A 13,988-nucleotide genomic window follows, 5' to 3' on the forward strand; every position below is an offset into this window, starting at 1 on the left:
GCAAAGCGCAGTAGAACGGGGAGTCGTGAATCCTAGACCCCGATACGGTAGGTCCAGGGGGTCTCGGCGAGTATACCTTTCGCTCCGGACAGCGTCATCGCCAAATCGTGCAGCCCCGGCCATAGCGGCACTGCGGATGCGCCCTTGACCGCGAGATCCAGGCGCTGGGCCATGAGCAAAAGCTTGTGCAGGCGTTTCATCGGCAGACGGTTGATCGCTTTCTGGTAAGCCGGACGGCGCTTGTCAAAGATCATCGGCTTCTGCGTCTTGCAGGCGTGCTCGAAGCTCTGGCCCTGGTCCAGGTGCTGATGAAGCGAGAGCAGCGTCCTGAGCTCCCGGGTCAGCGCCCAGAGCACGATCGGTGCCTCGACGCCTTCGCTCTTGAGCCCGGTGACGATGCGAGACACGCGCTGGGGCTCGCCCTTGAGGCAAGCGTCCGCCAGGTTGAAGACGTCGAAGCGCGAGCTGTCCTCGACGCCCACGGCGATGCTCTCGACGTCGAGCCGGGCGCCCGGCGGATGGATCAGCGCCAGCTTCTGCAGCTCCTGGTCGGCGGCGAGCAGGTTGCCTTCGGTGCGCTCGCCGAGCAGGCGCGCTGCATCGAGGTCGATCTGCACGCCGTGCAGGGCGGCGCGGTCCCGCAGCCAGTAGCCCAGCCGCGAGACGTCTACCGGCCAGACCGGCACGAACAGCCCCTGCTTGTCGAGCGCCTTGAACCAGGCGCTCTTCTGCTGCTTGGTATCGAGCTTGCCCATGCTGATCAGCAGCACGTCGTCGCCTTGCTCCGAAAGCTCGGCGTACTGGGCGAGCGCCTTGGCGCCCTCCTGGCCGAGCTTGTGGTGGCCCAGGCGAAGCTCTAGAAGCTTGCTGCTGGCGAACAGCGACAGGTTGCTGGCGGTTTCCAGCAGTCGCCCCCAGGCGAAGTTGGCCTCGACGTCGAGTACCTCGCGCTCCTCGATGCCGGCGCCCCGCGCCGCCTGGCGCACTGCGTCGCAGGCATCGCGATGCTGCAAGGGCTCGTCGCCGGCGACGATCACCGTGCGAGGCAGCTTCTTGGCGAGCTGCGCGGCCAGCTGATCGGCGAAGACTTTCACGCCGGCGCCTCGAGTCGGCCCAGTCGCTCGATGATACGCTCGGCGAGCCGCCGGGCCAGCGTCTGGGTCGCTTCCTCGAGCAGGCTCTGGCGGTTCAGCAGGTCGTCGTCGTTGACGCGAATCCGCGTGGACGTGGCGATTGCTTCGTTGTTGAGCGCGTAGGCGTCGTTGGCGCGCTGCTGCACCGATACCGTGACCCTCATGGTCAGCTCGTGCTCGCGGCTGGCGCGGCCTTCGCTGCCGATCGCCCGGTTCTCGACCGTCGGCGTGCTCAGGGTCACCCGCCAGGGGGCGTCGCCGGCTACCTGGGTGCCCTGGCGAGAGAGCTGGGCCTCAAGCGAGCGGGCGAGAGCCGAGGTAGTGTCGCCTTCGAGCGACAGTGGCGGCAGGGCGGGGAGCGAGTCGGCGCCCCGCAGCTTGAAGCCGCACCCGGCGAGCAGCGCCGCCGAGGCGAGGCTTGTGCCGATCGCCAGCAGGCGGCGGCGTGTCACGGGTCGAGAAATGCTCATCCACTCACCACGATGTTGACCAGCTTGCCCGGGACGACGATCACCTTGCGCACCGTCTTGCCCTCGAGATGTCGCTGTACGTTGTCGTTCTCCATCGCCAGTTGCTCGATGGAGGCCTTGTCCGCCTGGGCCGGTACCTCGAGGCGGGCGCGCAGCTTGCCGTTGACCTGCACCACAAGCTCGAGGCTTTCGCGGGTCAGCGCCGTCTCGTCCACCGCCGGCCAGGTCGCCTCGATGGCGGGCTCGCTGTGGCCAAGCTGTTGCCACAGCGCATGGGCGATGTGCGGGGTGATTGGCGCGAGGATCAGCACGCACGCCTCGAGCGCCTCGCGACTCACGGCGAGACCCTGGGTGGAGGCATCGTCGAACTTGGCCACGGCGTTCGAAAGCTCCATGACCGCCGCGATGGCGGTGTTGAAGGTGGTGCGCCGACCGATGTCGTCGCTCGCCTTCTTGATCGTCTCGTGGGTCTTGCGCCGCAGCGTCTTCTGCTCGTCGTCGAGCGCGGCGGTATCGAGCGAGCTGGGCGTACCGGCTTCCAGATGCTCCTGGACCTGACGCCAGATGCGCTTCAAGAAGCGGTGCGCGCCTTCGACGCCGGAGTCGGACCACTCGAGCGACTGCTCCGGCGGGGCGGCGAACATCATGAACAGGCGCACGGTGTCGGCGCCGAAGCGGTCGATCATCGACTGCGGATCGACCCCGTTGTTCTTTGATTTCGACATCTTCTCGATGCCGCCCATCTCGACCGGCTGCCCATCGCTCAACAATACCGCGCTGACCGGGCGGCCCTTGTCATCGCGGGTGACGTCCACGTCCGCCGGGTTGAACCACTGCTTGCCGCCGTTATCCTGCGTGCGGTAGTAGGTCTCGGCGATCACCATGCCCTGGGTGAGTAGCTGCTGGAAGGGCTCGTCGCACTCGACCAGGCCGAAATCGCGCATCAGCTTGTGGAAGAAGCGGGCGTAGAGCAGGTGCAGGATGGCGTGCTCGATACCGCCGATGTAGAGATCCACCGGCAGCCAGTAGTTGGCGCGCTCGTCGAGCATGGCATCAGTGTTATCGGCGCAGGCGAAGCGGGCGAAGTACCAGGAGGACTCCATGAAGGTGTCGAAGGTGTCGGTTTCGCGCGTCCAGCCGTCGCCCAGATCGGAAAATGCCGGCATCTTCTTGAGCGGCGAGCCGGAGGCGTCAACGGTGACCTCCATGGGCAAGTGTACCGGGAGTTCGTCGTCAGTGAGCGGGACGGTCTGGCCTTCGGGGCCGTACTTGACCGGAATCGGCGCGCCCCAGTAGCGCTGGCGGGCCACGCCCCAGTCGCGGATGCGGTAGTTGGTCTTGACCTCGCCGCGGCCCATCTCGGCAAGTTTCGCTGCGATGGCCTCGAACGCCGCCTCGAACCCGAGGCCGTCGAACTCTCCGGAGTTGATCAGCGTGCCGTGCTCGGTATAGGCGGCCGCCGACAGATCCGGCGCGCTGCCATCTTCACCGGCGATGACCGGCTTGATCGTCACGCCGTACTTGGTAGCGAACTCCCAGTCGCGCTGATCGTGGGCGGGCACTGCCATCACCGCGCCGGTACCGAACTCCATGAGCACGAAGTTGGCCACGAAAACCGGCACGCGCTCGCCGGTGATCGGATGGGTCGCGCTATGGCCGGTGGCCATGCCGAGCTTCTCCTTGGTCGCCATTTCGGCTTCCGAGGTACCGCCCTTGGCGCACTCTTCACAGAAGGCGGCAAGCGCCGGGTTGTGCTCGCCGGCGGCTTTCGCCAGCGGGTGGCCGGCGGCCACGGCCACGTAGGTCACGCCCATCAGCGTGTCCGGGCGAGTGGTGTAGACGGACAACGGCTCGCACGCCTCGCCGGTGTGAGTCTGGATATCGAAGCTGAGCTCCACGCCTTTCGACTTGCCGATCCAATTGCGCTGCATGGTCTTGACCTGCTCCGGCCACTCGACCTTGTCCAGATCCGCCAGAAGCTCCTCGGCGTAGTCGGTGATCTTCAAGAACCACAGCGGAATCTCCTTGCGCTCGACGAGTGCTCCGGAGCGCCAGCCGCGGCCATCGATCACCTGCTCGTTGGCCAATACCGTCTGGTCCACCGGGTCCCAGTTGACCGTGGACATCTTCTTGTAGACCAGGCCCTTGTCGACCAGCTTGGTAAAGAACCACTGCTCCCAGCGGTAGTAGCTGACGTCGCAGGTGGCGAACTCGCGGCTCCAGTCGTAGGCGAAGCCCAGCGCCTTCAACTGGCGACGCATGTAGTCGATGTTCTGGTAGGTCCACTCACCCGGTGGCACCTGGTTCTGGATGGCGGCATTTTCCGCCGGCATGCCGAAGGCGTCCCAGCCCATCGGTTGAAGGACGTTCTTGCCCTGCATGCGGTGAAAGCGCGAGACCACGTCACCGATGGTGTAGTTGCGCACGTGGCCCATGTGAAGCTTGCCGCTGGGGTAGGGGAACATCGACAGGCAGTAGAACTTTTCGCGGTTGGCGTCCTCTACCGCCTTGAAGCACTGGTTCTTGTCCCAGTACTGCTGGGCGTCACGTTCGATCTCACGAGGGCTGTAGTGTGCATCCATCGGTTTTTTCAATGCCTTGGCGTAAGTCGCCCCTGCGGGCGCGGTATGAATGAGAATGACATCTGTCAGACAAGTAGGCTCGATTGTATCCTATGCTGATAAAACCTTGAACGGTTAGCCGCCGATGGTGGCCAGGCACGTCAAGCGCGATATTGAAAAGGAGAGCGACCATGGAACGACACAACGATCACCGGCTGCGCGAAGGCTACGAACGCCTACTGGAGCGCATGAAGGATGGCGCAAGCGAGCTCACCTGGACCAACCTGCAGAAGGATCTGGACGACGCCGTGGCTTTCGAGGCGGAGTTCGAGGAGTACACCAAGGACGAGATGGCACTGCTGCGCGCCTGGGTCGAGCGCGATCTCAAGGACATGCGCCATTACATGGCGGACACCGGCAAGCAGGTCGCCCAGTGGCTCGGCGTCGACATCGACACGCTGTCGCGGCGGGTCGCGGAGTCGCTGCTTTCCATTGCCGATCGCAGCGTGGTCGAGCGCGAGCGTTTCGAGGATGACCTGGAGGCCGCGCGTGCCGACTACTGCGAAGGCGAGGTGGCTGCCCCCGGGCTCATGGCCTGCGTCCACTGCGATGCCCAGGTGATGCTTGAGACCGTCGCGCGCCTCGAGCCCTGTCATCAGTGCGGCCACCGCTACTTCTACCGCTTCCCGAACAAGATTGTCGAGACCTGAGCGGCCTTAGACGCCGACCCTTCCCAGGCCTGCGATCGCGCCCAGCGAGAGCAGGCTCATCACCCCGGCATATACGAAGTTGTTGCGCATCATCGCGTAACTGCCCACGCCATAGCGCCCCTGCAGCGAGAGATTGATACCGGAAAGCGGCCCGACGCTGGTCCCTACCGACCAGGCGCTCAGCGCCACGAAGGCGAACAGCGTTTGCTCACCGGCGCCAAGCTCGAGCACCGAGGCCAGTATCGAGATGCCGATGATCGGGTGAAGCCCCGCCAGTGCGCTCAGCGTGATCGCGATAAAACTCGCCATCGCCTGAAACGTGCCGAAGTGCGCGAAGAGCGTCCAGTTCTCGCCGGCAGCGGCGTTGACCAGCGTCGAGAGCCCGGTGGTCAGAAGCCCCGCCGCCAGGAATAGTGAAAGCTCGCCGCGCATGGCGGGCAGGCGGCTGAACGTGTGCAGGCGCAGGCGCTTGACGGTCTGGACGCCGCCATGACGCAGATTGGCGCATACCGCCACGGCGGGAATCAAGAACGTGATGATGCTGACGATGGAGAGCGTGGGCGTCAGCCAGAAATGAAAGAGCATGACACCCGCCGCCATGCACAGCGGCATCAGAAGACTTCTGGGCGAGAGCGAGAAACCGTCAACCTCGGCGAGGTCGAAGCGCCGGTTGAGCTCCACGGTGGTGAAAAGTCCCGACAGCAGGGCGAGCGGAAATCCCAGCAGCGCGATATGACCGTACCGCACCTCGGGCGCCAGCGCGATGACCAGCCCCATCGAGGCGAAGAACGGCGACCAGAGCGCGGCGCTCGAAAGGCCCCGGTTGAGTGCCAGGTACTGGGGCATGCTCAACGGGCGCCGGCGCGCGATGCGATCGCCCACCATGAAGATGGTTGAAAGATTCAGGATGGTGCCCAGAAAGTGCACCCCCAGCCAGGTACGCAGGATGCCGCCGCTGCCGGTCAGCCGCTTGCCCGACGCCCGTGTGTTTTCCTGAGAGCCGACCAGCGATATGAAGCTCACCCCGATCAGCATCGCCACCACGAAGACGTTGCCGTCCAGCACTCGAGTCCACTGGATGTCCGCGCCATAGCCAAGCCGCGCCAGTAACAGCATCGCGCAGGAGAGTATGATCAGCACCGCCGCTTGAGTTCGCGACCGCTTGGGTATGTCTTTCCACAGCAGCGCCACCGCTGCCCAGAACAGGTAGCTCACGCCCTGAGTGGTGTCGGCCCAAGGGGTAAAGCCCACGAGCTGAGCGATCAATCCCAGCAACGCCAAGGCGCCCGCGAGACGTTGGCGAGAGAGAGTTCTATCCATGACTTTTCCTTGAAGAGGGATTAGCAGGCTAATCGCAACGGCGATGAAAGACCAGAGCGACCCGCACCCGTGTTTCAAGAGGTAGAAAAGGGTAGGGTACAACGGTGTCACTGACCCTTGGAGAAAGGAGATAAACATGACCACTCGATCCGAGCTACGCGGACAGTGCCTGTGTGGCGCCGTGCGTCTAACGGCCATCCCAACCTCTCTGCATGTCGATGCGTGCCACTGTCAGATGTGTCGCCGATGGGGAGGCGGCCCGATGATGGTCGTGGAGTGTAATCGCAACCTGAGTTTCGAAGGTCAGCAATACATAGTGCTTTTCGGCTCCTCCGAGTGGGCGGAACGCGGATTTTGCAGACAGTGCGGCACTCATCTCTTCTTTCGCTTGAAAGATCTGAGTTACTGCGCTGTACCCGTGGGGCTGTTCGAGGGCAGTACCGCTTGGTCGTTCACCCAGCAGGTGTTCATCGAGCAAAAACCTGCTTACTACTCGTTTTCCGAAAAGACCGAAAACCTTACCGGCGAGGAGCTGTTCGCGAAGCACTCACAGGGTTCGTGAGGCGGAAGAACTTCAAGGTTTCTGGTCAGGCGATTCGGGATTTTATCGAGCAATGTTACTGTCGCTTGGGTGGAGCAGGCACTTTAATGCGCTGGGCAAGGCCAAACTGCTCGTGCTCGAAAGGGACCTGGTGTTCGAGTACCGGTGTTTCGATGGCAAGGTTCTTCAACATGCTCACATAGAGATAGCGATTGTAGATCGCCCAGGCGTGAAACGTCAGGAAGGTGACGATGAACCCCGCGACCAGCAGCTGGAGCATGGTCGAGTGCATGAGCTGCGCGAGGATGGCGTCCTCCACCGCGTAGAAGGCATGCAGCCGCGACAGTACCATCAGCCACAGGGCCAGGGTGACCAGCGCCATGACACCGTCGCGGGCGCGGTACTGCCAGCCTTTGCGGCAGGCATTATCGATGATCACGTGAGTCAGCTTGTTGCTCATGGAACATCTCTCCTCGGTCGGGGCTCTGCCAGGTGGCGAGCCGGCCATTTTGACGACGCATTGCCTTGGGAAAGGCGACGATCACGGTGGTCATGTTGAGCAGCCAGTAGGCGAAGGGGTACCAGATGCTCCAGTACACGCATTTGAGAATCTCGCGGTCGTAGCGGCTATCGATGTAGAAGCTCACCGAGAACTGGATGAAGCTGATGAACACCAGAAGGCTGCCGAAATACGACAGCATCCCGGCGGTGATCGGAAAGCTCCAGGGTGAGAGTAACGTCGTGACAAGCCAGCAAAGCATCAGCACCAGTACCGAGTAGCACCAGATCACGCTGACGATGTATTCGAGCATCAAGACCCAGAAGCGGCGGTTTCGCCAACGCATGGTCTGGGTGAAGTAGCGCAAAAACACCTCGCCACCCCCTTGGGCCCAGCGCAGGCGCTGCTTGTAGAGCCCGCGCAGGGTCTCGGGCATCAAGACCCAGCACATGGCCCGCGGCTCGTAGCGCACCTGGCCGCCAGCCAGCTGCAGGCGCCAACTGACGTCGATATCCTCGGTGATCATGTCGGTGCTCCAGCCGCCGATCTCTTCCAGCGCCTGGCGGCGAAAGGCGCAGATCACCCCGGAAATGGTGAACACCATGCCGTAGATGCGCTGGGCGCGCTTGATCAGCCCGATGATCGCCGAGAACTCGCCGGTCTGGATCTTGCCGATCGCCGTCGAGCGGGTACGCACCCGGGGATTGCCGGTCACGCCGCTCACCCGGGGGCTGCTCAGAAAGTGGCTGACCATGAAGCCCACCGCGTCGTAATCGAGGATTGCGTCGCCGTCGATGCCCACGATGATCTCGCCGCGAGCGCAGCTCAGACCGTGGTTCATGGCGCTCGCCTTGCCCTGGTTGGGCTGGTCGAGCACTGTCAGGCGCGGGTGGATCGCTGCCAGGGCGGTGAGCCTCGCCAGAGTGTCATCGCGACTGCCGTCGTTGATCGCCACTACCTCCATGTCGGGGTAGTTCTGCCTGAACAGGTGCTGCACGGTTTCATCAACGTTGAGCCCTTCGTTGTAGCAGGGCAGCAGCACCGAAACCGACGGCGCACCGGCCTGCCACTGAAAGGTGGTGGTGCGCGGTTGCTTGCGCTCCCAGTGAAGGTAGAAGTAGACGCCACCGCATATCCAGATGGTGGCCATGACGCTTGGGTAGCTCAGCGTGAAGACGGCCAGGGAGTCGAGCAGGTTCATGGGAGCGCCCTGAAGCGTTGGCCAATAGAAAAGTGCGGGCGGATCACGTCGATCTCCGGGTGATTCTGCAGAAAGTCGTCCGGGTAGTAGCCGATGTGGCGAATGCCTTCCTCCTTGAGCAGGCGCACCCAGCCAGCGATCTCCTCGCTCGGGATCGGCGTCTGGGTACGCCAGTCCTGGGTCTGCAGCTCGAACACCAGCTGCTCGGCGCTGACACTTGCAAGCGCGCGCCGCGCGAGCGTTCTTAGCCAGCCGTCGGGATCGGTATCGGCCCTTTCCATGTAGGGCATGGCCATCACCGCGACAAAATCGTAGGCGCGGGCGAAGCCGGTCGCGCTTTGCGAGAACCACTGCTGGCTTTCCGGGTTCATGATCGTGACCGCGTAAAGGTTGCGCGAACTGGTGAATTCCTTGTTGTCCGACTGGCGGTAATAGTTGGCCGAGGCGAGCAGCTCTTGGGTGAAGTCCGCCAGAAAACGCTCCTTGTAGTCGGTCCAGCGCGCAATCGAGGCCTCACTCTGTAGCGCATCGAGGCTACCGGGCAGGCCGGCGTTGGCGTAGGCCCTGAGCGCCTCGGTGCCGGCATCCTCGTGATCGGTCAGGAAGGCGTCGTCGTGGAACAGCACGCCGTCGAACTTGGTCATGCGACCGAGATCCTGGTAAATCTCGTTGATGAGCCGGCGGTTGTCGGCGTCGAAGGGGGAGAGGCGGCGGTAGAGCTCCGGCGCCTCGCCGCCGGTGCGGTCGTTGATGACGTAGGAGTGACCCTCGCCCAGGTTGAAGGAGAGCACCGGCATCCAGGCGTAGACCTTCACTCCGGCGCGCTTCTTGAGCTGCCAGGCCACGCGATTGAACAGGTCCGCGCGCATCGGCAGGTGGCGGTTGGGGAAGTAGAGGGCGTTGGCCACGCCGTCGCCTTCCGGGTCGGCGAAGGCCTGCAGGTAGACCGTGGAAACGCCGTAGCTGTAGATGCGCTGGATCAGTCGGTCGAGGTTCTGCTCCTGCTGGACCGGGTCCGGGTCATAGACGTAGTCGAGGTCCACGTGGACGATGCGCAGCGCCTCGTTCTCCCACACGCGGTTGGCGAGGATCTCGTCGATCGTCTGCAGGCTGGTCTCCTGATCGATCAGGTAGCGGTGGATGCTGTCGAGCGAGTCGCCTTCGCGGTTGGGCGAGCTCAAAAGGCTGAAGGTGTAGCGCATGCCGACCTCGGCGGCAAGGTCGAGGGTGGCCTGACTGTACGCCCCGTAAGGCCATACCATCAGGCGCGGCGCGCGGCCCAGGTGCTCGTCGAACTGCGCGCGGGTGCGCGCCATGTCGGCGCGAATGCGCGCCAGGTACCCGGCTTCGGACTCGTAGCCGCCCTGGCGGCTCCAGATGCTGGTCACCGCCGCGCCCTGCTCGTTGCCCTGCGGGTTGCCCAGCACCCCGTGGTGTAGATCAAAGGAGTGCGAGGCGATCTCGACCAGCGGGGAGTCGTCGAGCTCGCGCACCTGCGCCCAGCTCAAGAACTGCTCGCGGGGCAGGGTGGTGGCCCCGTAGGGCACTTGGCCGCCGGCGGGCACGTCGAGCCAGCTGCCCACCACCGCCTGCACGGCAGGAAAGTCGTAGAGCTTCAAAAGCGGAAAGACGATGTCGTAGAAGCTTTGGTAGCCGTCGTCGAAGGTCAAGAGCACCGCCTTGTCCGGCAGCGGCGCGCGGCCTTCTCGGGCATCGAGGATCTGCTGGAAGCTGACCGGCTGATAGCCCTCCGCTTCGATGAGGTTGAAATGCTCCACCAGCCGCGTGCGCGTGATGGTCTGGGAATAGAGCGTTCTATCCGGTGTGACCTGGGCGTCCACCACGTCGTGGTAGCTGATCACCACGAAGTCGTTCGGGGCGCGCTGCGCCAGGGCCGGCAGGCTCGCCAGCAAGATCACCACGCCTGCGATGAATCGTCGCCAGTCCATTACTGAAATCTCCATACGATACCTGCACTCAGGGTGTTGTCGTACTCAGGAACGCCATCGTAGACCGCGCGCTCCCGGGTGATGCCGTATTCGAGCTCGAAGCGTGGCGCGAGCTCGAAGCGGTGGCCGTAGCCGATCGACCAGGTATTCTCGTCATCGAAATTCTCCTGCCAGTAGCGCCCGGAGCCGATCGTCAGCGTTTGGATGAACGACTGGCGGTAATCCAGCGGAATCTCGTAGTTCACCGACAGTACCCCGGCGAGATTCGCGTCGCGCTCCGGGTTGAAGTAGCTCGCCGTCACGTCGTCGTTGAGCGAGGCGCTCGCCTGTACTTCAGCGTCGATCTGCCAGCGATCCAGGTGATAGAGCGTCTCACGCCAGTAGCCGTAGGCGGCGCGGCGCAGGTTGTCATCGCTGAAGTCCATCGCCGATACGCCGAGCGCGCCGGTGCCGCGCTCGTCGCGGCGAAAGGCGAGCTCGGCGCGGTAGCGGTCGGCGCTGACGCCGTCGTCGAGCGCGCGCAGCGGCGTATCCACGCTGTTGATGTCGACGCCCAGCGTCGCGCTGAGCTGATCATTGATGGCGTAGCGAATGTCCGCCCGGGCGAGAAAGTCGCGGCCCAGCTGCGCGCCGGTGCCTGCCGCGACCACCACGGTCGCCGGGTACAGGTTGATCTCGTAGCCTGCCACGGTGTAGCCGGCGCGAAGCTCTCGGTCGTCGAACTCGCCGTACTGGTTGATCTGCTCGACGAAGGGGAGCGAGCCACGGGCGTCGCGCGGTCCATCCAGGCGCACTTGCGAGCGCCACTCTTGCGATGCCTGGGTGCTCGTGCCGTCGCTGCGGCCGCGCGTGAAGGTGGCGCTCAGCTGCGGCGCCCGGGCTTCACGCCACTCCCGGGCCAGCTCGTCACGGGAGGCGCTGGGGCGCGCTTCGCTTATTTCGCGGGCGATCTCGGTCGTGGTGCCTTCCCACTGGCCGCGCTGCAGGCGCGCCAGAAGCACCCCGTGCTCGGCCTGGTAGCGCTGGTCCGGCGGCAGCAGGGTTTCGGCCATCTGATAAGAGGTTTCGGCTTCGCGTGGCCAGCCCCGGTCGCGCTCCAGGTCGCCCTTGGTGACCCAAAGATACGGCTCGCCCGGCGCCTGGGCCTGGTAGCTCGCCAGCCGCTCGCTGGCCTCGTCCATCTGTCCGCGCCAGGCGGTCAGGAGGACATCGAGCATGAGAATCTTCTGGTAGTTGGTGTTGTTGATTTGAACGGTGCGGGTGAAGTCCCAGCGGTACTCCGGCTCCTTGGCAAGCCAGCTCTGCAGCAGCCGGTCGGCCTCCTTGAAGCGCTGGGCGTCGGTATAGCTGTAGAAGAGCCCTTCGTTGAGCGGGTCGTCCGGGTCCACGGCCATCTGCGGTGAGCGGCGGATCAGCTCGCGGTAGAGGGTGGCGGCTTCATCCGGGCGTCCCAGCCCGTTCAGCGCCAGGGCGCGGGCGCGCAGCACGTAGTCGGGCAGGGCACCATGCTGAAGCTCGAGTCGCATCGACAGCGCCTCGGCCTCGCTGAAGCGGCGCAGCTCCGAGAGGGCCACCACCTTGTCGTACTCGGCGCGGGCTTCGAGCTCGTCGGGCAGGCCCGGCGCGGCCAGCACTGAATCGAGCTGGGCCAGCCCGCTTGCCGTGCGGTCCGGCTGGTCGGTATGAATGCCCAGGCGAATATCGGTCACCGCCTCGTAGTAGGCGAGCCACAGCCGGTCGCTGGCCGCGAAGGTGTCCGGGTGTGCGAGCATCAGCTCACGCGCGGCGCTGCTGGCGCCGAGCCCCACCGCCAGGCGGTAGACCGCCTGGAGCTCGCCGGTGTTGTCGATATTGCGCTCGACCAGCGCCTGGCGGGCGGCGAGCTCCTGTACCGGGTTCTGGGTCTGGGAGGCGAGATAGCCGCGCGCCTCGAGCCCCTGGGTGGTGCTGCCCGCAAGGCGCTCGTAGCGCTCTAACGCGATACCGGCTTCGGTATAGCGCTGCTGGTCGGTGTAGACGAGCGCCTGGCCGAGCAGAGCCTGGGTGGCCTCCGGGTCGCGCCGCGCGAGCGCCTGGTAGTAGACAAGCGCCTGATCGAAGGCCTGGATGCTTCTCGCCGCGCTCGCTAGCGTCTCGAGTTCGCCGACCTGGTACTGTTCGACTCGGCAGCCGGTGCAGACATTGAGCGCTTGCTGGTAGCGCTCGGCACGCACCAGCAGCGCGATCAGATCCGCCCGCACACGCTCGTCGCCGGTCTGGGCGTAAAGGCGCTCGAGGCCCGCGATGGCCTCAGGAAGCGCCCCCTGGCGCGCTTCGCGTACCAGCGATTCGCGGGTCACGTCCGTACTGCTCTGGGCCTGGGCCGCTCCTGCCATCAGGCTTGCGAGCAGGCTCAAGGGCCAGAAAGGGCGAAGGCGATCATGCATGATGAGTGTCCTACACAGGGCGATGAAGTAACACTTTTGTAATTAAGTGTAACTTTCAGTGTATAGGAGTATCTGAAATGTAAAACTAGCCTAAAACGTGAACCTGATGGCCAGTGAGGCCCAGCCCATATCACGCCCGCTTGCTACGCCCGACCTAGAGAAAGCGCATGACATTTCTCATCTTGCTTTCGGCGCCTGGCCTTGACTTTCTAACGCGTCGATCAGCTCGAGCGCGGCATTGGAGAGCGTGCGGCGGGTATGTACCAGATAGCCCAGCGGGCGCTCGAGGCGGGAAGTGGCGACTTCGAGCTCGACCAGCTCACCCTCCACCATGCCTTGGGGCAGCACGCTCCAGCCGAGGCCGACGCTGCACAGCATCTTCAGCGTCTCGAGGTAGTTGGTGGCGACGGACACCTGAAGCGCCAGGCCCGCCTGCTCGAAGCGGCGCTGGATCAGCGCGTGGGTGAAGGTCTGAAACCCCGGCAATACGCAGTCGAAGGCACACAGCGTGTCGAGCGACAGCGGCGCCGGCAGGTGGGCGAGGGGGTGATCCGCAGCGCAGACGAAACACAGCCGGTCGCGCCATAGCTCCATTGCCGAAAGCGCTGTCAGCGGCGTGGGTGAAAGGGTCACCACCGCGATCTCCACCTGACCGTCGAGCACGCTTTGGTAGGCGAGCTCCGAATCCAGAAAGCGCAAATCCAGCGCCACGTCCGGGTGGGCCCGGGTATAGCGCTTGAGAATCGGTGGCAGGCGATGAAGGCCGATGTGATGACTGGTGGCAAGCGTCAACCTGCCGCCCACCTGGCCCGACAGGTTGGCCAGCGCCCGGCGGCTATCCTCCATCGCCTCGAGAATGCGCACTGCCTGCGGGCGCAGCAAATGGCCCGCCTCGGTCAGCGCGATGCGCCGCCCGATACGATCGAAAAGCCGTGTTGTGAGCTGGGTTTCGAGGGTGGCGATGCGCTTGCTCACCGCCGGCTGGGTCAGGTGGAGTCGCTCGGCAGCGCGGGAAAAGCTTTGGGTATCGGCTACGGCCAGAAAAGCCTGCAGGCTCTGGGTATCCATCCGCGATCTCCTGACTGAAAAGCGCTTGGGCAGGTATTCCAGTATGGAATCCAATCCATGAATAACATGAATTGCTTTTATGTGCGAGCCGCGTGACACTGGTCGCCATC

At 64.2% G+C, this 13,988-nt stretch carries 11 protein-coding genes; 2 read left to right on the forward strand and 9 right to left on the reverse strand.

Annotated elements, in window-relative coordinates; all coding sequences use genetic code 11:
* Window positions 1-32 precede the first annotated feature (32 nt).
* The 3 genes from holA to leuS are packed head-to-tail and all read right to left on the reverse strand — an operon-like array spanning window position 33 to window position 4,185.
* Window positions 33-1,094 carry a DNA polymerase III subunit delta gene (gene holA, locus GEV37_RS14495; protein ID WP_227390983.1) on the reverse strand — a complete coding sequence of 354 codons (1,062 nt, stop codon included), beginning with the start codon at window positions 1,092-1,094 and terminating at the stop codon, window positions 33-35.
* Complete coding sequence (locus GEV37_RS14500; RefSeq protein ID WP_227390984.1) at window positions 1,091-1,603, reverse strand: LPS-assembly lipoprotein LptE; 513 nt, start codon at window positions 1,601-1,603, stop codon at window positions 1,091-1,093. Before GEV37_RS14500 ends, holA begins: the two co-directional genes overlap by 4 nt.
* Window positions 1,600-4,185, reverse strand: a complete 2,586-nt coding sequence (gene leuS, locus GEV37_RS14505; RefSeq protein WP_227390985.1) for a leucine--tRNA ligase — start codon at window positions 4,183-4,185, stop codon at window positions 1,600-1,602. Before leuS ends, GEV37_RS14500 begins: the two co-directional genes overlap by 4 nt.
* 170 nt (window positions 4,186-4,355) lie before the next feature.
* Between leuS and GEV37_RS14510 the strand changes: the two genes are divergently transcribed.
* On the forward strand, window positions 4,356-4,874 hold the full coding sequence (locus GEV37_RS14510) for a zinc ribbon-containing protein (protein ID WP_227390986.1): 519 nt from the start codon (window positions 4,356-4,358) through the stop codon (window positions 4,872-4,874).
* A 6-nt stretch (window positions 4,875-4,880) separates the two neighbouring features.
* Here the strand turns inward: GEV37_RS14510 and GEV37_RS14515 are convergent, their stop codons facing one another.
* On the reverse strand, window positions 4,881-6,194 hold the full coding sequence (locus GEV37_RS14515) for a hypothetical protein (RefSeq protein WP_227390987.1): 1,314 nt from the start codon (window positions 6,192-6,194) through the stop codon (window positions 4,881-4,883).
* Window positions 6,195-6,330: 136 nt separating this feature from the next.
* Between GEV37_RS14515 and GEV37_RS14520 the strand changes: the two genes are divergently transcribed.
* On the forward strand, window positions 6,331-6,756 hold the full coding sequence (locus GEV37_RS14520; protein ID WP_227390988.1) for a GFA family protein: 426 nt from the start codon (window positions 6,331-6,333) through the stop codon (window positions 6,754-6,756).
* Window positions 6,757-6,811: 55 nt separating this feature from the next.
* On the opposite strand, the gene GEV37_RS14525 is transcribed toward GEV37_RS14520, so the two are convergent.
* The 5 genes from GEV37_RS14525 to GEV37_RS14545 form a co-directional block, all read right to left on the reverse strand.
* Window positions 6,812-7,195 carry a hypothetical protein gene (locus tag GEV37_RS14525; RefSeq protein WP_227390989.1) on the reverse strand — a complete coding sequence of 128 codons (384 nt, stop codon included), beginning with the start codon at window positions 7,193-7,195 and terminating at the stop codon, window positions 6,812-6,814.
* Window positions 7,161-8,435: a poly-beta-1,6-N-acetyl-D-glucosamine synthase gene (pgaC, locus tag GEV37_RS14530; protein WP_227390990.1), complete on the reverse strand. Its 1,275-nt coding sequence runs from the start codon at window positions 8,433-8,435 to the stop codon at window positions 7,161-7,163. Before pgaC ends, GEV37_RS14525 begins: the two co-directional genes overlap by 35 nt.
* The gene (pgaB, locus tag GEV37_RS14535) at window positions 8,432-10,384 is read right to left on the reverse strand and encodes a poly-beta-1,6-N-acetyl-D-glucosamine N-deacetylase PgaB (protein WP_227390991.1); all 1,953 of its coding nucleotides are present in this window, start codon (window positions 10,382-10,384) and stop codon (window positions 8,432-8,434) included. Before pgaB ends, pgaC begins: the two co-directional genes overlap by 4 nt.
* Window positions 10,384-12,810, reverse strand: a complete 2,427-nt coding sequence (pgaA, locus tag GEV37_RS14540) for a poly-beta-1,6 N-acetyl-D-glucosamine export porin PgaA (protein ID WP_227390992.1) — start codon at window positions 12,808-12,810, stop codon at window positions 10,384-10,386. The genes pgaB and pgaA overlap by 1 nt, the downstream gene beginning before the upstream one ends.
* Window positions 12,811-12,987: 177 nt before the next feature.
* Window positions 12,988-13,878: a LysR family transcriptional regulator gene (locus GEV37_RS14545; protein WP_227390993.1), complete on the reverse strand. Its 891-nt coding sequence runs from the start codon at window positions 13,876-13,878 to the stop codon at window positions 12,988-12,990.
* Window positions 13,879-13,988: the final 110 nt, after the last annotated feature.

Origin of the sequence: Vreelandella malpeensis (assembly GCF_020622355.1) — a bacterium.
In the GTDB taxonomy this organism is placed as follows: Bacteria; Pseudomonadota; Gammaproteobacteria; order Pseudomonadales; family Halomonadaceae; genus Vreelandella; species Vreelandella malpeensis.